The organism is Streptomyces sp. PR69, assembly GCF_026420845.1.
In the GTDB taxonomy this organism is placed as follows: domain Bacteria; phylum Actinomycetota; class Actinomycetes; order Streptomycetales; family Streptomycetaceae; genus Streptomyces.
In genome coordinates, this window is record NZ_JAOWCB010000022.1 from 68,186 (window position 1) to 84,946 (window position 16,761).

Genomic DNA, 16,761 nt, shown 5'->3' on the forward strand with positions numbered 1-16,761 from the left:
GCACGGGAGTGTGCTCGGTTTGGGCCGCTCGATGAGCGACTGGTAGCCTGGGCAGCTGTGTCTCGCGCACCCTCTCGCGTGGGACGGACAAGAGATCATCGAACCTGTAAAGGCTCTTTCGTGGCGAACATCAAGTCCCAGATCAAGCGGAACAAGACCAACGAGAAGGCGCGCCTGCGCAACAAGGCCGTCAAGTCCTCGGTCAAGACCGCGGTCCGCCAGGCCCGCGAGGCCATCGCGGCGGGCGACGCCGAGAAGGCCACCGCGGCCGTCGCGCTGGCGTCGAAGAAGCTCGACAAGGCCGCCTCGAAGGGTGTCCTCCACAAGAACAACGCCGCCAACAAGAAGTCGGCGCTGGCTGCCAAGGTTGCCACCCTCAAGGGCTGAGCTCTTGATTGATCGCCGGTAGGGATCCGGCGGGCCCTCTCATCCGCCCCCTTCCCCGGCACCACACTCTCCGCGCCGCACGCGGCCTGCGTTCGCCACGCGGGTGCGGCGCACCAGCCGAAAACGAAGGCCCCGGCCCTCGCCCTTTCCCCAGGGCAGGCGTACCGGGGCCTTCGCCATGCGGCTCTTTCCGGTAACTGGGGGCAAGCCCCCAGACCCCCATTACGGCCTGAAGGCCATGCCCTCAAGCGCCGGAGGGGCTCCAAGCGAGCCCGTCCGGCGCTTGAGGCGCGGGGGCCGGAAGTTCAGCCTCGCCGGCGATTGAGGCGCAGGGGGCTGCACCATCAAGCCCCGTGGGGGCACCCCCGGACGGAGTCTGGGGGAGATTGAGGCGCGGGGGTCAGGGGGCGGAGCCCCTGGAAACGGGGTCTGGGGCGGAGCCCCAGTTACGGGAAAGGGCGGGGAGGGGAAACCCGCCCGGCCACCGCCTAGCCACGGCGAGCCCGCGCCGCCCGCGCCACCGCCACCACCGCCTTCTCAAGCGCGTACTCCGGGTCGTCCCCACCGCCCTTCACCCCTTCGTCCGCCTCCGCGACCGCCCGCATCGCCGCCGCGACGCCGTCCGGGGTCCAGCCGCGCATCTGCTGCCTTACGCGGTCGATCTTCCACGGCGGCATGCCCAGCTCGCGTGCGAGATCGGCGGGCCGTCCGCCTCGTGCGGAGGACAGCTTGCCGATCGCCCGGACGCCCTGCGCCAGCGCGCTGGTGATCAGGACTGGGGCGACCCCGGTGGACAGCGACCAGCGGAGCGCCTCCAGGGCCTCCGCCGCCCGCCCCTCCACCGCACGGTCGGCCACGGTGAAGCTCGACGCCTCGGCACGGCCCGTGTAGTAGCGGGCGACGACCGCTTCGTCGATCGTGCCGTCCACATCCGCCGTGAGCTGCGCCACCGCGCTCGCCAGCTCCCGCAGATCGCTTCCGATCGCGTCGACCAGCGCCTGGCACGCCTCGGGCGTCGCCGATCTGCCAAGCCCCCGGAACTCCGACCGGACGAACGTCAGCCGCTCCGCGGGCTTCGTCGTCTTCGGGCAGGCGACCTCACGCGCTCCGGCCTTCCGGGCCGCGTCCAGCAGGCCCTTGCCCTTGGCTCCCCCCGGGTGCAGCAGCACCAGCGTGATCTCCTCCGCGGGCGCTGCGAGATAGGCCTTCACGTCTTTGACCGTGTCGGCGGACAGATCCTGCGCGTTCCGCACGATCACGACCTTGCGCTCGGCGAACAGCGACGGGCTGGTCAGCTCGGCGAGCGTGCCGGGCTGCAGCTGGTCGGCGATGAGGTCGCGGACGTCCGTATCGGGGTCGGCGGCTCGCGCCGCCGCCACCACCTGCCGCACCGCCCGGTCCAGAAGCAGGTCCTCCTGGCCCACCGCGAGCGTGACGGGGGCGAGCGGATCGTCGGTCGAATTCTTTCTGCTGGCCATTGCCCTCCAGCATCCCATGGCCCGCTGACACTCCTGCCCGTGCCGGAGAATGGGCGGGTGAGTGAACGACACATTCTGGTGCTGCCGGACCGCGACTCGGCGGAAGAGGTGGCCGAGGGGCTTGCCGACCGCTTCGGGGTGACGGAGGAACCCCAGCTCGTACGGGACGCCCTGGCCGGCGAGGACGATGCGGAAGACGCCCAGTGGCTGGTCGTCGTGGAAGATCCGGACGGCCGGCTGGCCCCCGCCGCGCTGGACGGCTTCGCCGCCGAATTCGACGGCTGGCTCGAAGTCCCCTGACCCTCCGGCCTCCCACGGGCTGTCGGCTCATATAGCGGGCCCTAGCTCTGCCGCCGCGCCACGGGCTCGGACGGCAGCCGGTCGAGCCGCAGCCCGAAGTGGTCGCGGTAGGCGGCGAGCAGAGCGGCGTCGTTGGCCAGCTTCCGCTCCTGGCGTTCACCGTGTTCGTGGGTCACCAGTTTTCTGCCGGAGATCGTGATCCGGCCGGTGGAGGTGAGCCGGGAGCACACGACGGACCGGCAGAACTGCGATTGGGGCGACGTACGGTGCCACCATGCCCCGGCGGTGAAGTCCCTCAGCTCACGGGGCCGTGTCTCCAGCCGGAACTGGGGCTTGTCGTCCCGGAGCACATCGAGGTCGCCCTCCGGCGCCTCGGTGACCCGGAACGTGCCCGCGGGGTCCAGCTGGTCGCCGCGCTCGTCGAGCGCGAGCGGGTAGTGGCTGTGGTCGCCGAAGCCGACGTCCGCCAGCCAGGGCCCTGAGGAGTCGGCCGTCTCCACCCGCAAGGCGAGATGGTCGTACGGGATGCCCAGCCGGCCGTCTTCCCCGAACACCCGCGCCTGGAGCAGATCGACCCGGAAGCCCAGCGCCCGCAGCAAGAGGGCGAAGGCTCCGTTGAGTTCGTAGCAGAAGCCGCCGCGCCGTGCGTCCACGATCTTGGTGAGGAGCGCTTCCTCCTCCAGCAGAATGTCCTCGCCGAGATGGATGGACAGATTCTCGAACGGCACCTCCGTCAGATGGTGCAGCTGAAGCTGGCGCAGGGCGCCGGCGTCCGCCCGCTCCGGGCGGTCGGCTCCGATACGGCTGAGGTAGTCGTCCATGGGGTCCATGGGGCCAGTGTCGTCTTCCGGTGATCCTTCCGCATGCATCCCAAGTCCTGGGCCTGTCGGCCAGGCCACGGTCGGGCCACCTCCCGCCCGGCCTCTCGACTGCGGCCGGCGTCGGGCGGCATCGAGCGGCGTGGGGCGACGTGCCTCCGGCCGTCGGCAGCAGGCAGCAGGCAGCAGGCGTCCTGCGGGGAGGCCGGCGGGGGGAGACCGTGGCCGGTGGCGGCTGTGAAGGGATGCGCCTCCGGCGGCGGTGAGGGCCGACGGCTTGCTGACGAGCGCGCGCAGCCCGCCGCCCTCGCCCGTCACCGCGATCGCCCCGGCCTCGTCGGTCCGCAGCACGCGCGCCCCCGCGGCCCGCAGGGCCGCCACGGTGCGAGGAGACGGATGGCCGTACCGGTTGTCCCTTCCGCAGGAGATCAGCGCGAGACGCGGGCGGACGGCTCGCAGCAGTCCCGGATGCTGGTGAGCGGAGCCGTGGTGGGCGACCTTGAGGACGTCGACCGGCGGCAGCGTGGGATGCGCCCGCAGCAGACCGCGCTGGGCGGGCGGCTCAAGATCGCCGGGGAGCAGTACGGTCGGTCCGCCCTCGATCCGCACGAGCAGCGTGACACTCGCGTCGTTGGCCCCTTCCGGAGCTGTCGGCCGCCCGCCGGAAGCGCCAGGTCCGCCCTGCCTCTCACGCCCCTCAGACCCTTCACGCCCCTCAGGCCAGAGGACCTGCCACGAGAGCCGCCCCACGGCCCGCCGTTCTCCGGCCGCCGCGGTGATCACGGGCACTCGGGCGTCGGCGGCCGCTCGCCGGACGAACCGCGCCTGGTCGCCCGGCTCGCCGAACGCCGTCGTCTGGACGACGCCCACCGCTCTGCCCCTGAGGACCCCCGGGAGCCCGTGCACATGGTCGGCGTGGAAGTGGGTGAGCAGCACCAGGGGGATCCGGGTGACGCCGAGCTCCCGCAGACAGCGGTCCGCCGGCTCCGGATCGGGCCCCGCGTCCACGACGACCGCCGCTCCGTCGCCCGCCGCGAGAACCATGGCGTCGCCCTGTCCGACATCGCACATCACCAGCGCCCACGCCGGGGGCGGCCAGCCGGTGACGGCTCTGGTCACGGAGGGCGGGCGCAGCAGGACGAGCAGGAGCAGCAGCGCGCACCCCGCGGCCGCCCATGGGTGCCGGGGCGCCCTGCGCACGGCGACCACAGCGATCAGCATGGCGAGGGCGAGCAGCAGCCCGCCGGTCCAGCCGCCCGGCCAGCTTGCCTCCGCTCCGGGCAGCGCGGCGCCGGTGTAGGCGACGGAGGCGATCCATTCGGCGGGCCACCCCGCGCAGCGGGCCAGCAGTTCGGCGATGGGCATCGCCGCCGGCGCGGTGGCGAGCGCGGCGAATCCGAGGACCGTGGCAGGGGCCACCGCGAGCTCTGCGATCAGGTTGCAGGGAATCGCGACCAGGCTGACCCGGGAGGCGAAGACGGTGACCACAGGTGCGCAGACGACCTGCGCGGCCGCGGCGGCGGCCAGCGCCTCGGCGAGCCTCGGCGGCACCCGGCGGCGCTGCAGTGCGCTGCTCCAGCCGGGCGCGAGGGTGAGCAGGGCCCCGGTGGCCAGTACGGAGAGCAGGAAGCCGTAACTGCGGGACAGCCATGGGTCGTAGAGCAGCAACAGCAGCACTGCCGCGGCCAGGGCGGGGAGCAGCGAGCGGCGGCGGCCCGTGCCGATGGCGAGCAGGGTGACGGCCCCACATGCGGCGGCCCGGAGCACGCTGGGTTCCGGGCGGCAGAGGATGACGAAGGCGAGGGTGACCGCCCCGCCCGCCAGGGCGGTCTGACGCAGAGTGATGCCCAACCGCGGTGCCAGTCCCCGCCGCTCTGCGAGCAGCGCCGCACCCGGCGGACCCACCAGCAGGATCAGCAGGATGCTCAGGTTGCTGCCGGACACGGCCAGCAGGTGGGTCAGGTCGGTCGCCTCGAAGGCGTCTTTCAGCTCGGGTCCGATGCGCGAGGTGTCTCCCACGACCAGGCCGGGCAGCAGGGCCCGGGCGTCCTCCGGAAGCCGGTCGGTCGCCTCGCGCAGCCCTGCGCGGAGGCTGCCCGCCGCGCTCTGCAGGACGCTCGGCTGTCCGGTGACGTGGGGCGGCTCCGCACCGCGCGTTCTCAGTGCGGCGGCGTAGGGGTCGCCGTCCCGCAGCGGAGGGGTGAGCCTCCCGGTCAGGGTGAGCCGGGTGGAGGGCAGCAGTTTCAGCCACTGCTCTGTGCTCTTCCCCGCCGGGACGATCACCAGCAGCGGTGTCCTGGTCGCGGTAACCGCTCCGTCGGCCGTGGTGACTTTTGTCGCCTCGGCGTCGAGCACGACGGCGGTCCCGGCCATCCGGTTGCCCTGGACCTTCGGCTGGGTGGTCCGCGGATCGGCGGAGACTGCCACCTCGACCGTCGCCCTGGCTCGCTGCCGGGCCAGCTCGGGCAGCGGCCCCCGGTGCAGATCCGCGCCGTGCAGACCCGCGGAGGCGGCGGCCGCCGAGGCGCACAGGAGGACGGCCGCGGCGGCCGTGCGGCCACGCCAGCGCCGCTGCGGCCCGCGCCTCGGTGGCCGGTGCTTCGGCGGCCGGGTCTTGTGCGCCTCCTGCCGCATCCGCTCGCGTGCGCCGTGTGCTGCCCGCAGGGCCCGCGCCGCCGCTGGGATGCTCAGCAGACAGGCGGCCAGAACGCAGACCGCGACAGCTGTCGCCGTCCACCGGCCGGGCGCGTCCAGTGCGAGGGCCGATGCCGCCCAGGCCGCCAGGGCGGGCGGCACCAGCCGCAGATCGGCCGGCCCCTCTTGCAAGGGGCGTGCGGGGCCCGCGGGCAGGCTGTCCGTGCCCCGGCCGGCCGTGGCGCTCCTCATGGCCGCACCAGAGGCTGCAGGTCCTCGAACCTGCGGTCGCCGATGCCGTTCACCTCACGCAGTTCGTCCACCGACCGGAAGCCGCCGTGACGGGTGCGGTAGTCGACGATGTGCTGGGCCAGGACGGGGCCCACGCCCGGCAGGGTGTCCAGCTGCTCAAGCGAGGCGGAGTTGAGGCTGACCGGCCCCGCCGGCTGCGCGCTGCCGGAACCCGGCCCGCCTGCGGCGGAAGCCGGCGGCGCCGGAGCGCCCACCAGCACCTGCTCTCCGTCGAGCAGCGGGCGGGCCTGGTTGAGCCCGGTGAGATCCGTGCCGGGCTTTGCGCCTCCGGCCGCCTTGAGCGCGTCGACGACCCTGGAGCCCGCGGGCAGCCGCTGGATCCCCGGTCGTCGCACCTTGCCGCTCACATCGATGACGATCGTCGCTGTGGGTCCCGCTGCGGACGGCGCCGCCCCCGGCGAGGGCCGCGGCTCATTCGCCGCACCGGCCCCTGTCCCGGAGTCCGGGCCAGGGCCGGGATCCGGGCCCGTGGCCGCTGCCGCCGCCCCATGGCGCACCAGCTCCGGGGCGTGGACGGTCTGCGGCTCCCCGGTCCAGAAATGCCGTACGGCGAAGGCTGCCGCGACCATCAGCACAACGGCCAGCGCGGCGAGAGCACGCGGCTCCAGTCCGCAGCGGAGCCGTACCCACAGGGGGAGGCGTTCCCGGAGGGCGAGCATCGCCCGCTGCCGTGCGGAAGGACTGGGCTCGGCTGCCTCCTCCCCCGCTCTCTCCGCCGTGGCGGAGGCGGTCGAGTCGGGCTGGGAGCAGATCACGCCACCGAGGGGAGGGATTGGCGGATCGACGCCGAACATGGCGTCGGCGCGTCGGCGCACCGCGTCAGCCGGAGGGGACGGCGGCCTGGTATGTCCCCGCAGGCGTCGTGTGCGGCCGGGTCGGCAGTCCGGGTCTGCTCCCCCGCTGAGAGGAGGTTCCGGGCCGGGGCCGCCGCCTGAGACTTCGGCGTCTCGCGGCGGCCGGGCGCCCGGGAAAAGCTCGGTGTCCGCTCGGCGCAGCACCTCGGCTCGGCGGATCGAGCGGGCACGGCGAGTGGAGTGTGCGCCGCGCCCGTCACGGACACGGCCGTCCGAGGCCGGGGCACGGCCCGGTCCGCTGGTTGCAGAACGTGTTCGAAGAGCCATGTGCGAGACGGTAGGCACATCCGCACGAACCTGCTGAGCCGACCCAATTCCCGTGGATTACCAGCCGGTTGTGGATAATTCGCTCACCCTCACGGGTGAAATGGACGGTGCGGAGCGCCGCTCAGCGCGGAGACACGACGGCTGCCAGCAGGCCCGGACCCGTGTGTGCGCCGATGACCGCCCCCACCTCGCTGACATGCAATTCCTCCAGCCCCGGCACCCGTTCACGCAGCCGTTCGGCCAGCGCCGCGGCCCGCTCGGGCGCGGCGAGGTGGTGCACCGCGATGTCCACCGTGTTGGCGCCTGCGCTGTCGGCCGCGATCTCCTCAAGCCGGGCGATGGCCTTGGACGCCGTACGCACCTTCTCCAGCAACTCGATCCGGCCGCCGTCGAGCTGCAGCAGCGGCTTCACCGCGAGCGCGGAGCCGAGCAGCGCCTGCGCGGCGCCGATGCGTCCACCACGGCGCAGGTAGTCGAGAGTGTCGACATAGAAATAGGCGGAGGTGCCCGAAGCCCGCTTCTCAGCCGCGGCTACGGCGTCGTCCAGGGTTCCGCCGGCCCCCACGGCCTCGGCGGCCGCGAGCGCGCAGAACCCCAGTGCCATGGCGACCATTCTGGTGTCGACCACCCGCACGGGCACCGGCGCGTCCTTGGCGGCCAGCACGGCGGCGTCGTACGTCCCGGAGAGCTCCGACGACAGATGCAGCGAGACGATTCCATCGGCGCCTGCCTCCGCTCTCGCCCGGTAGGCCGCGGCGAATGTCTCCGGACTCGGCCGGGACGTGGTCACAGGACGTCGCTTCTGCAGTGCGAGGGCGAGAGAACGGGCCGAGATATCGGTGCCTTCCTCCAGCGCCTCGTCGCCGAGAACAACGGTCAGCGGCACCGTGGTGATGCCGTGCCGTTCCATCGTCTGCGGCGGAAGGTAGGCCGTGGAATCGGTGACGATCGCGACATGGCGGGACATGAGCGGGAGGTTACTCGCCGACGCCGGTGCACCGCAGCCCGGCCCCGCCCGTCGCCCTCAACCCGTCACAGGAGCGTCCCGTCACACGAGCGTCCCGTCAACGGAGCCTGCCGTCAGAGGAGCACACCATCACAGGGAACACACCGTCACAGGACGCGCCGTCATACGACACGGCTCTCAGGTCGTCGTCTCCGGGCGGGAGGTCTTCTCCCAGGGATAGGCCGTCCGCTGCCGGGGATCGCGGCCCGTGATGGCCGGCGGCTGGTCGGCGAGCGTCGACCCGGGCCCCGTACCCGCACCCGTACCTGCTCCGGCGGCTGCCGTCTGCCCCGCCCCCTGATCAATGCCGGTCTCCGGCCATATCTGCTCTGCGGGCACCCCCTCGGCGGCGGGCGGCCCCGCCTCCGGCCAGTCGGCGGCCGTCACCGGCCGGTCCTTCGCGGACGGCGACACGGACGACGGCGACGCGGACGCCGAGGTGTGCGAGGGCGTCTCCGACGACCAGTGCCGCAGCGCACCCGCCTCCACATCGATCTGCGCGCTGAGCGAGTCCAGATCGTCGTCGGCGAACCTCCGCGCACGGTCCCTGGCCGCCCATCTCAGCGACTCGGCCGATGCCGTGATCCGTTCCGTCCGCTCCCTCAGCCCCGGCAGCAGGGACGCGGTGGCAGCCCGGTCCGGCTCGCGCTCCAGACGCTTCAGTTCGTCGTCCAGCTCATGTCCATGGGCACTGAGCCGCTGGAACAGCCCGAGGGACTCGGAGAGCGAGGCGTCCTCCGCCGCGCCCGCCTGCAGAGCGTCCTGGGTGGCCCTCATGGAGGTGCGCAGCTGCAGCCGCAGCTGCGCGAGCTCGGCCGTGACGCCGCCCTGGCCATAGCTCTTGGCGCGCAGCGCGGTGTCCTCGACGGTGCGGCGTGCCTGTGTGACCGTACGCTCCACTCCCCGCTTGGCCGCGCGCACAGCCTTGACGGTCACATACACCCCCAGCGCCACGAAGGCGATGAACAGCAGCGCCAGGATGAGTACCACGGCCTCCATGAGCGCCCTCCGGCGTCGGTCGGTTGTCCTTCCACGGTAAACGCATCGGGCAGGCTGCGGGTTCCAGGAGAACCCCCAACCTGCCCGTAAGGGAAACCCCGGAATCCGGGAGAATCTCCATGCGAGGGGCGTAAGGGGACGCCTACGCGGGCACGATGTTCACCAGCTTCGGCGCCCGCACGATCACCTTGCGGATGCCGGCGCCGCCCAGCGCCGCGACCACGGCCGGCTCCCCCAGCGCCAGCTTCTCCAGTTCCTCGTCGGAGACGGACGGCGAGACCTCCAGACGCGCCTTGATCTTGCCCTTGATCTGCACCACGCAGGTCACGGTCTCGTCCACCACATAGGCCGGGTCGGCGACCGGGAAGTCCTGGTGCACGACCGAGCTGCTGTGGCCCAGCCTGTGCCACAGCTCCTCCGCGATATGCGGGGCCAGCGGGGCGATCAGCAGCACCAGCCGCTCCGCGACACTGCGCGGGACGGGACCGCCCGCCTTCGTCAGATGGTTGTTCAGCTCAGTGATCTTGGCGATGGCGGTGTTGAACCGCAGGCCTTCCATGTCCTGGCCGACGCCGTCGATGGCCTTGTGCAGGGCGCGCAGCGTGTCCTCGTCCGGCTCGGCGTCGACGACGGTGACCTGGCCGGTGGTCTCGTCGACGACATTGCGCCACAGGCGCTGCAGCAGCCGGTACTGGCCGACGACGGCGCGCGTGTCCCAGGGGCGGGAGACGTCCAGCGGCCCCATGGCCATCTCGTACAGGCGCAGCGTGTCGGCGCCGTATTCCGCGCAGATCTCGTCCGGAGTGACCGCGTTCTTCAGGGACTTGCCCATCTTGCCCAGCTCACGCTTGACCTGCTCGCCCTCGAAGAAGAACTTTCCGTCCCGCTCCTCGACTTCGGCGGCGGGCACCGGGAAGCCGCGGCTGTTCCGGTACACATAAGCCTGGATCATGCCCTGGTTGAACAGCTTGTGGAAGGGTTCGGCGGAGGAGACATGCCCCAGGTCGTACAGGACCTTCGACCAGAAGCGCGCGTACAGCAGATGCAGCACGGCGTGCTCCGCGCCGCCGACGTACAGGTCGACGCCGCCGTGGGGCGCCCCCTCGCGCGGCCCCATCCAGTAGCGCTCGATCTCGGGGTCGACCAGCTGGGAGTCGTTGTGCGGGTCCAGGTAGCGCAGCTCGTACCAGCACGAACCCGCCCAGTTGGGCATGGTGTTGGTCTCGCGGCGGTAGCGCCGCAGACCTGCGCCGTCGCCCAGGTCCAGTTCGACGTTGACCCAGTCCTCGTTGCGGGACAGCGGCGTCTCGGGCTGGGTGTGGCGGTCGTCCGGGTCGAAGGTGCGCGGCGCGTAGTCGTCGACCTCCGGCAGCTCCAGCGGCAGCATCGACTCGGGCAGCGCGTGCGCGACGCCGTCCTCGTCGTAGACGATGGGGAACGGCTCGCCCCAGTAGCGCTGACGGCTGAACAGCCAGTCACGCAGCCGGAAGTTGACGGTGCCCTCGCCGATGCCCTTGTTCCGCAGCCACTCGGTGATGGCGGCCTTGGCCTCGGCGACGCCCAGGCCGTTCAGTGAGATCTCGTCGTTCGCCGAGTTCACGATCTTCGCCTCGTGTGAGACGAAGGCGTCGTCCCAGGAGGCCGGGTCGGCGTCGCGGCCGTCCGAGGGCTCGACGACACAGCGCATCGGCAGTTCGAAGGCGCGCGCGAAGGCGAAGTCGCGGGTGTCGTGCGCCGGGACGGCCATGATCGCGCCGGTGCCGTAGCCCATCAGCACATAGTCGGCGATGAAGACGGGGACGCGCTCGCCGCTGGCGGGATTGACGGCGTACGCGCCCGTGAAGACTCCGGTCTTGTCCTTGGCCTCGGCCTGGCGCTCGACGTCGGACTTGGCGGCGGCCTGCTTGCGGTAGGCGTCGACGGCCTCGGCGGGCGTGGCGTGGCCGCCGGTCCACACGTCGTGCGTGCCCTCGGGCCAGGCGTCCGGCACGAACTTCTCGACCAGGGGGTGCTCGGGGGCCAGCACCATGTACGTCGCGCCGAACAGGGTGTCCTGGCGCGTGGTGAAGACCGTGATCTGCTCGCCGTCGATCGGGAAGTCGACGCGCGCGCCCTCGGAGCGGCCGATCCAGTTGCGCTGCTGCAGCTTGATGGCGTCCGGCCAGTCCAGCTCGTCCAGGTCCTCCAGCAGCCGGTCGGCGTAGGCGGTGATGCGCATGTTCCACTGGCGCAGCTTGGCCTTGAAGACGGGGAAGTTGCCGCGCTCGGAGCGGCCGTCGGCAGTGACCTCCTCGTTGGCCAGCACGGTGCCCAGGCCGGGGCACCAGTTGACGGGTGCGTCGGAGGCGTACGCCAGGCGGTACTCGCCCAGGATGTCGGAGCGCTCCACGGCGCTCAGCTCACTCCACGCGCGCCCTCCGGGGACCGGGCGCCGTCCGCTCTCGAACTGCTCGACCAGCTCGGCGATCGGGCGGGCCTTCCGCGCCGCCTCGTCGTACCAGGAATTGAAGATCTGCACGAAGATCCACTGGGTCCACTTGTAGTAGTCCGGGTCGATCGTCGCGAAGGAGCGGCGCTTGTCGTGGCCCAGACCCAGGCGGCGCAGCTGGGCCTTCATATTGACGATATTGGCCTCGGTGGACACGCGCGGGTGGGTGCCGGTCTGCACGGCGTACTGCTCGGCCGGCAGGCCGAAGGCGTCGAAGCCCAGGGTGTGCAGGACGTTGTGCCCGGTCATGCGCTGGTGGCGGGCGTAGACGTCCGTGGCGATATAGCCCAGCGGGTGGCCGACGTGCAGCCCCGCACCCGAGGGATACGGGAACATGTCCATGACGAACTTCCTGGGCCGGGCGATGTACTCCGGATCGCCCGCCAGATCCCCGGCCGGGTTCGGCGCCGCGTATGTGCCCTCGGCGTCCCAGACGTCCTGCCAGCGTGCCTCGATGTCGGCGGCCATGGCCGCCGTGTAACGATGCGGGGCCGCCGTCTCGGCAGCCGTGTTCGTCTCGCTCATGATCCCTAAAGCTCCATCGATCGTCTCTGCCAGCCGGGCCCGCACCCAAGCCGAGCCCACAAACAAAAGGGCCCCTCGCACAGGAGGGGTCGCCGCGCTGATTCCGGCCGGGTCTCTCATCGGCCGGGACTGATCAGCGCGGCTCGCTAAGCAGAAGGCGTACGGCACGCATGGCGTCAGGGTACAGCACGGCGGCGAGGGGACCCGGCGGAACGGTTCGCAACGGTCCGCAATGGTCTGCACCCGCCCCGTGAACGGGGCTTACTCCGCGTAACACCGCGTTCCAGGGCAACCCAAAAGTCAGTTGCGGTCGCTTCTGCGTCTAAACCCGCAAACCTCGTACCAGCTGGTATGCGGCGACCTAGCATGCGTCAGCGGGACCGCCTTTGCCGCACCACTGGGAGGAGCCCCATGAACCCTCACCGCATGCCGCGTCCGTCGCCCGAATCGGGCCCGGGTCTGAGCCGCCGGGCGCAAGGAGGTGTGGTCGCGGGGGCGTTGGTACTCCTGCCCCTCATCGCCGCCGTCGGAGGCGACGGCTTCCAGGCCGCGCTCGACTTCACCACCGGGGTGCTCTCCCTGGTCTCCCTGAGCGCGTCCGTGGCATGGGGACTGATCGCCACCGACCGGCTGCTGCTCTCCCCGCGCCACCGTCTGCTCGCCCAGGCCGTGCACCGGACCACCGCCATCGCATCGCTGGCCTTTCTGCTGCTGCACGTCACCGTGAAGGTGTCGCTTGGGCATGTCGCCCTGATCGGCGCGCTGATCCCCTTCAGCCTGGGCGTCACCAGCACGGAGGCCCTGATCGGCTTCGGCTCGCTGGCCGGGCTGCTGATGGTCGTCGCCGGCACGACCGGCGCGCTGCGCAGTGCGCTGGCGGGCAATGTACGGACGGCGGGGCGCTGGCGTCCCCTGCACATGCTGGCCTACCCGGCATGGTGTTTCGCGCTGGTGCACGGCCTGTACACGGGGCGGCCCGCGGCCGGCTGGGTGGTGGCGATGTACTCCCTGGCGCTGCTGGGCGTCGCCGCCGTGGTGTCGCTGCGGCTGCTGCCGCCGCAAGCGAAGCGCACGATCGCCGCCCGGATCACGGCACTGACGGGCCGCGCGGACTCGGCAGCCGCCGAGGAGCAGTTCCGCCGCAACCTCAGCGCCTCACCGCTGCCGGGCGCCGCCGGCCTGGCGGGCATGCCGGGCGCGGCGGCCGCCGCCGGCCGTGGGGACCGCTCGGCCGGACGGCGGGGCGGTGCATCCCCGCAGGGAGCCTTCGGACGGTACGCGCAGGACGTCGGGCGGGAGTCCCCCCTGGAGCAGACGCGTGTACAGGCGCCAAGGATCGAGGCGCCGTCGCCGCAGCTGTACGAGGTGCCGCCGCCGGCCGAGGACGGCCCCGCGGGCCCGGGCCCCGGCCCCGGCCCCGGTCGCGGGATCGCCGCCGCGTACCGCGCCGTCTCCCTGTCGGGAGACCGTGGGGGCCGCGGTGCGTCACCGGGCGACGCACCGGGTGCTCCGCTGGCCGAGCGGGTGCCGATGACCGAGGAACTGCCGGTCGTGTCCGAACCCGGAGCGGCCAGGCCCGCGCTGTGGCCGACTCCCTCGCCTCCGCCGCCCGCACCCGCTTCCCCCGCCTCTCCCCCGCCGGCCCCGTCGGCCTCACCGGGGGCCGCTTCCGCTTATGGAGCCCCCGGGGCGTCCGTGCCGTACGAGACGCCGCCCACGCACGCGTACGACGCCGCGGACGGCATGACGGCGCAGTACGGCACCGCCGCCACCGGCGCCTCCGAGGCCGCGTACGGCAACACCCCGTACGGCTCTTCGTACGCCCCGGGGGGCGGCGGATACGAAAGCCCCGCCCCCTTCGACCCGCCCGGCTCCTCGTTTGGAGCCTCGTCCGACTCCCCCTTCAACGCCCCCTTCAACGCCCCCTTCGACGACCCCTTGGCTCCCGACCCCGTTCCCCGCCCCTCCGGCGCCTTCGACGAGACGGCTCCGCTGCCCGGGCCGCTCTTCCCGCCCCCGGCCGGGGAACCCTGGCACGCACCCGCAGGAGAACGACCGTGAACGCCCCCCTCCCCGACGTCCCCGAGGTCCGCGTCGTCGGCCTCCCCCAGCTGACCCAGGGGTTCGACCTCGTCGAGCGCCTCGACCTCCAGATGCACCTCAAGGTGCACGGGCCGTTGGAACCCGTGACCGGAGAGCGGCTGGCCCAGCTCGCCGAGGAGATCTCACTGCGCGGCCGCGGCGGCGCGGGCTTCCCCTTCGGGCAGAAACTCCGCGCCGTCGCCAAGTCATCCATCAGGCGCGGGGTGCGGCCCGTCGTCGTGATCAACGGCAGTGAGGGCGAGCCCGCCTGCCGCAAGGACACGGTCCTGCTCAACCGCGCCCCCCATCTGATCCTGGACGGGGCGCTGCTGGCCGCGGAGGCGCTCGGCGCACGCACGCTGGTCGTCGCGGTCACCCGTAATTCCACGGAGATCTCGATACGCGCCGCCCTGGCCGAGCGAGGGCTGACGGACCGGCGCGGCGCACAGCTGCGGGCCCGTGTGGTGCGCACCCCCGAGCGCATGGTCTCCGGTGAGGCGTCCGCGGTCATCCGCGCCGTGGGCGGGGGGCCCGCGCTGCCGCCGGGCAGGCGGGAGCGCGCCTCCGACTCGGGCGTCGGCGGTGCTCCGACGCTGCTGTCCAACGCCGAGACGTTCGCCCAGCTCGCCGTGGCCGCCCGGATCGGGTCTCACCGATACGGCCACATGGGGCTGGACACCGAGCCCGGCACGGTCATGCTCACGCTCTCCGGGGCCGTGGCGCGCCCGATGGTGATCGAGGCCCCCACCGGTGTGCCACTGCGGTACATCCTCCAGCTGGCCGGCGCCCCGCCGCTGCCTCAGGGAGTGCTCACCGGCGGCTACCACGGCAACTGGATCGACTCGGTCGCCGTCCAGGAGGCGGTCGTCTCACGGGAGTCCCTGGCGTCCGTCGGCGGCTCGCTGGGCGCGGGCGCGATCCTGCCCATCGGCCCGGAGACCTGCCCTCTGGGGGAGGCACTGCGCGTCGCCAACTGGCTGGCCGCCGAGACCGCGGGCCAGTGCGGTCCGTGCCGCCTGGGCCTGCCGGCGGCGGCCGGCGGACTGTCCGACGTGCTGAACGGCGGCGGCCCCGCGGCCCTGGAGGCGCTGCGTGAGGTCACCCAGGCCGTGAAGGGCCGGGGAGCGTGCAAACACCCGGACGGCTCTGCCCGGTTCTTCTCGTCGACCCTGTCGGCCTTCACGGACGATCTCGCCGCCCATGTCCTGGACGGCGGCTGCGGCCGGGAGACGACCGGTGTGCTGCCGCTACCGGGACCGGGCTACGAGGAGGCGGAGGAGTCCATTCCGAGCGGCGAGAAGCTGGCGGTGGACTGGACGCTCTGCCAGGGCCACGGGCTCTGCGCCGACATCGTGCCCGAACTGATCAGGCTGGGCCCCGACGGCTATCCGGCGCTGGCGGACGCGGCGGTGCCGATGCATCTGCGGGGGCGCGCACAGCGAGCGGTGCGCCGCTGCCCCGCGCTGGCGCTCCGTATCGAGCAGGGTCCCGCTCCCGCCCCGTCGAAGCGCCCTGAGCTGCCGCCCGGCAGCGGCCGGAAGGCCCTGGGCAGCGGGCGCAGTTGACCCGTCGTCACGGCGGTCCGCCGTCGCGGTGCTGCGACAGCAGCCTGTGGCGGCGGGCCCTGTGACAGCTGGCCCTATGACGGCTGCAGCGGAGCGGCACAGCGGCGACATGCCGAGAGGGCCATCCGGATCGGATGGCCCTCTCGGCTTCTGTGGAGCTAAGGAGAATTGAACTCCTGACCTCTTGCATGCCATGCAAGCGCTCTACCAACTGAGCTATAGCCCCTTGCGGTGCGCCGACCGGTTCAGCCGAGGGAATCGGCCTGCTTGGCTTGGGGTTTCCCCCGCGGCGACACCGACAACATTACACGGTCACCCCGGCCCATCACCAAATCGTTTGCCGTTCCGCATGGACAAGGCCGGTAATGTCCGGTTTCGCGCGGGCTACGCGGTGGCGAACGAGTAGAAGCGTTTGAGCGTGCAGTGCTCGTCGAGGAGACGCCCGTAGATGGGCTCCCCCTCAAGCTCCCGGTAGGTCTCGATGGGGTCGCCCTTTATGATCAGCGCCCGGGCGCACTCCTCGCACCAGTACTGGTACTCGGGGTTGAGCGGGTCCATGTCCCGGACGATCGGCGTACCGCTGCCGCACCAGTCGCATTTCCGCCTGTGTGCACCCATCATTCAGCTCCAGCTGTGGCCGCAGGCCGTGCACACGTAGGAAACCCCTCCGTTGTCACCGAGGACTTGGGCGACATGGCCGGAACCGCAGGACGGGCAGCTGAGGTGGGCCGGCGCCTGAGCCGCGGCAAGCAGGTCGTCGGCCTCCTCGCTGCTGCTGGCGGACATGGCGCTCACCCTCCCGTTCCCGCCGGTGTCCCCTCCGGCCGTCTGATTCTGCCATGACCACGCAACGAGGTCAGCGGCGTTCACGAACGCACTCAACGCGAAATCCCGCCCTCACTGGAGGACGGGATCCGGTCTGTGGAGCTAAGGAGAATTGAACTCCTGACCTCCTGCATGCCATGCAGGCGCTCTACCAACTGAGCTATAGCCCCTTGTGTTCTTCGCGCTCCGCGCTGCGAACAAGAAGAACTTTAGCCTGTGAC

At 72.0% G+C, this 16,761-nt stretch carries 12 protein-coding genes, 2 tRNA genes and 1 pseudogene; 4 read left to right on the forward strand and 11 right to left on the reverse strand.

The window, feature by feature from the left end:
* Positions 1 to 120: 120 nt before the first annotated feature.
* Positions 121 to 387, forward strand: a complete 267-nt coding sequence (rpsT, locus tag OF819_RS20595) for a 30S ribosomal protein S20 (protein WP_267245079.1) — start codon at positions 121 to 123, stop codon at positions 385 to 387.
* 488 nt (positions 388 to 875) lie between these two features.
* Here the strand turns inward: rpsT and holA are convergent, their stop codons facing one another.
* Positions 876 to 1,865, reverse strand: a complete 990-nt coding sequence (gene holA, locus OF819_RS20600; protein ID WP_267245080.1) for a DNA polymerase III subunit delta — start codon at positions 1,863 to 1,865, stop codon at positions 876 to 878.
* Between the two features lie 72 nt (positions 1,866 to 1,937).
* On the opposite strand from holA, the gene OF819_RS20605 reads away from it, so the two are divergent.
* On the forward strand, positions 1,938 to 2,165 hold the full coding sequence (locus OF819_RS20605) for a hypothetical protein (RefSeq protein WP_416370585.1): 228 nt from the start codon (positions 1,938 to 1,940) through the stop codon (positions 2,163 to 2,165).
* A 41-nt stretch (positions 2,166 to 2,206) separates the two neighbouring features.
* On the opposite strand, the gene OF819_RS20610 is transcribed toward OF819_RS20605, so the two are convergent.
* The 6 genes and pseudogenes from OF819_RS20610 to leuS form a co-directional block, all read right to left on the reverse strand.
* The gene (locus OF819_RS20610; RefSeq protein ID WP_323748947.1) at positions 2,207 to 3,034 is read right to left on the reverse strand and encodes an arylamine N-acetyltransferase family protein; all 828 of its coding nucleotides are present in this window, start codon (positions 3,032 to 3,034) and stop codon (positions 2,207 to 2,209) included.
* A gap of 234 nt (positions 3,035 to 3,268) precedes the next feature.
* A pseudogene (locus OF819_RS20615) lies at positions 3,269 to 5,869 on the reverse strand (ComEC/Rec2 family competence protein); the annotation flags it as partial.
* Positions 5,866 to 6,684, reverse strand: coding sequence for a helix-hairpin-helix domain-containing protein (locus tag OF819_RS20620; RefSeq protein ID WP_416370583.1), 819 nt, complete (start codon positions 6,682 to 6,684; stop codon positions 5,866 to 5,868). The gene OF819_RS20620 and the pseudogene OF819_RS20615, both read right to left, overlap by 4 nt.
* A gap of 487 nt (positions 6,685 to 7,171) precedes the next feature.
* The gene (locus tag OF819_RS20625) at positions 7,172 to 8,017 is read right to left on the reverse strand and encodes a DegV family protein (protein ID WP_267245083.1); all 846 of its coding nucleotides are present in this window, start codon (positions 8,015 to 8,017) and stop codon (positions 7,172 to 7,174) included.
* A 177-nt stretch (positions 8,018 to 8,194) separates the two neighbouring features.
* Positions 8,195 to 9,055: a hypothetical protein gene (locus tag OF819_RS20630; RefSeq protein ID WP_267245084.1), complete on the reverse strand. Its 861-nt coding sequence runs from the start codon at positions 9,053 to 9,055 to the stop codon at positions 8,195 to 8,197.
* A 142-nt stretch (positions 9,056 to 9,197) separates the two neighbouring features.
* Positions 9,198 to 12,068 carry a leucine--tRNA ligase gene (gene leuS / locus OF819_RS20635; RefSeq protein ID WP_267245085.1) on the reverse strand — a complete coding sequence of 957 codons (2,871 nt, stop codon included), beginning with the start codon at positions 12,066 to 12,068 and terminating at the stop codon, positions 9,198 to 9,200.
* Between the two features lie 426 nt (positions 12,069 to 12,494).
* Here leuS and OF819_RS20640 point away from each other — a divergent pair, with 426 nt between their 5' ends.
* Both OF819_RS20640 and OF819_RS20645 read left to right on the forward strand, forming a co-directional pair.
* On the forward strand, positions 12,495 to 14,129 hold the full coding sequence (locus OF819_RS20640; RefSeq protein WP_267245086.1) for a hypothetical protein: 1,635 nt from the start codon (positions 12,495 to 12,497) through the stop codon (positions 14,127 to 14,129).
* A complete protein-coding gene (locus tag OF819_RS20645) occupies positions 14,126 to 15,715 on the forward strand; it encodes an NADH-quinone oxidoreductase subunit NuoF family protein (protein ID WP_267245087.1) in 1,590 nt (529 codons plus the stop codon). Before OF819_RS20640 ends, OF819_RS20645 begins: the two co-directional genes overlap by 4 nt.
* A gap of 153 nt (positions 15,716 to 15,868) precedes the next feature.
* Here OF819_RS20645 and OF819_RS20650 read toward each other — a convergent pair.
* The 4 genes from OF819_RS20650 to OF819_RS20665 form a co-directional block, all read right to left on the reverse strand.
* Positions 15,869 to 15,941, reverse strand: a tRNA-Ala gene (locus OF819_RS20650).
* A gap of 158 nt (positions 15,942 to 16,099) precedes the next feature.
* The gene (locus OF819_RS20655) at positions 16,100 to 16,333 is read right to left on the reverse strand and encodes a hypothetical protein (protein WP_030352343.1); all 234 of its coding nucleotides are present in this window, start codon (positions 16,331 to 16,333) and stop codon (positions 16,100 to 16,102) included.
* A gap of 3 nt (positions 16,334 to 16,336) precedes the next feature.
* Entirely contained in the window at positions 16,337 to 16,501 is a 165-nt protein-coding gene (locus OF819_RS20660) for a hypothetical protein (protein ID WP_267245088.1), read from the reverse strand.
* Positions 16,502 to 16,637: 136 nt separating this feature from the next.
* Positions 16,638 to 16,710, reverse strand: a tRNA-Ala gene (locus tag OF819_RS20665).
* Positions 16,711 to 16,761: the final 51 nt, after the last annotated feature.

Coding starts and splice junctions, on each gene's coding strand:
- holA (WP_267245080.1), bottom strand. CDS start 1,865: ATGGCCAGCAGAAAGAATTCGACCGACGATCCGCTCGCCCCCGTCACG.
- OF819_RS20610 (WP_323748947.1), bottom strand. CDS start 3,034: ATGCATGCGGAAGGATCACCGGAAGACGACACTGGCCCCATGGACCCC.
- OF819_RS20625 (WP_267245083.1), bottom strand. CDS start 8,017: ATGTCCCGCCATGTCGCGATCGTCACCGATTCCACGGCCTACCTTCCG.
- OF819_RS20630 (WP_267245084.1), bottom strand. CDS start 9,055: ATGGAGGCCGTGGTACTCATCCTGGCGCTGCTGTTCATCGCCTTCGTG.
- leuS (WP_267245085.1), bottom strand. CDS start 12,068: ATGAGCGAGACGAACACGGCTGCCGAGACGGCGGCCCCGCATCGTTAC.
- OF819_RS20640 (WP_267245086.1), top strand. CDS start 12,495: ATGCCGCGTCCGTCGCCCGAATCGGGCCCGGGTCTGAGCCGCCGGGCG.
- OF819_RS20655 (WP_030352343.1), bottom strand. CDS start 16,333: ATGGGTGCACACAGGCGGAAATGCGACTGGTGCGGCAGCGGTACGCCG.
- OF819_RS20660 (WP_267245088.1), bottom strand. CDS start 16,501: ATGTCCGCCAGCAGCAGCGAGGAGGCCGACGACCTGCTTGCCGCGGCT.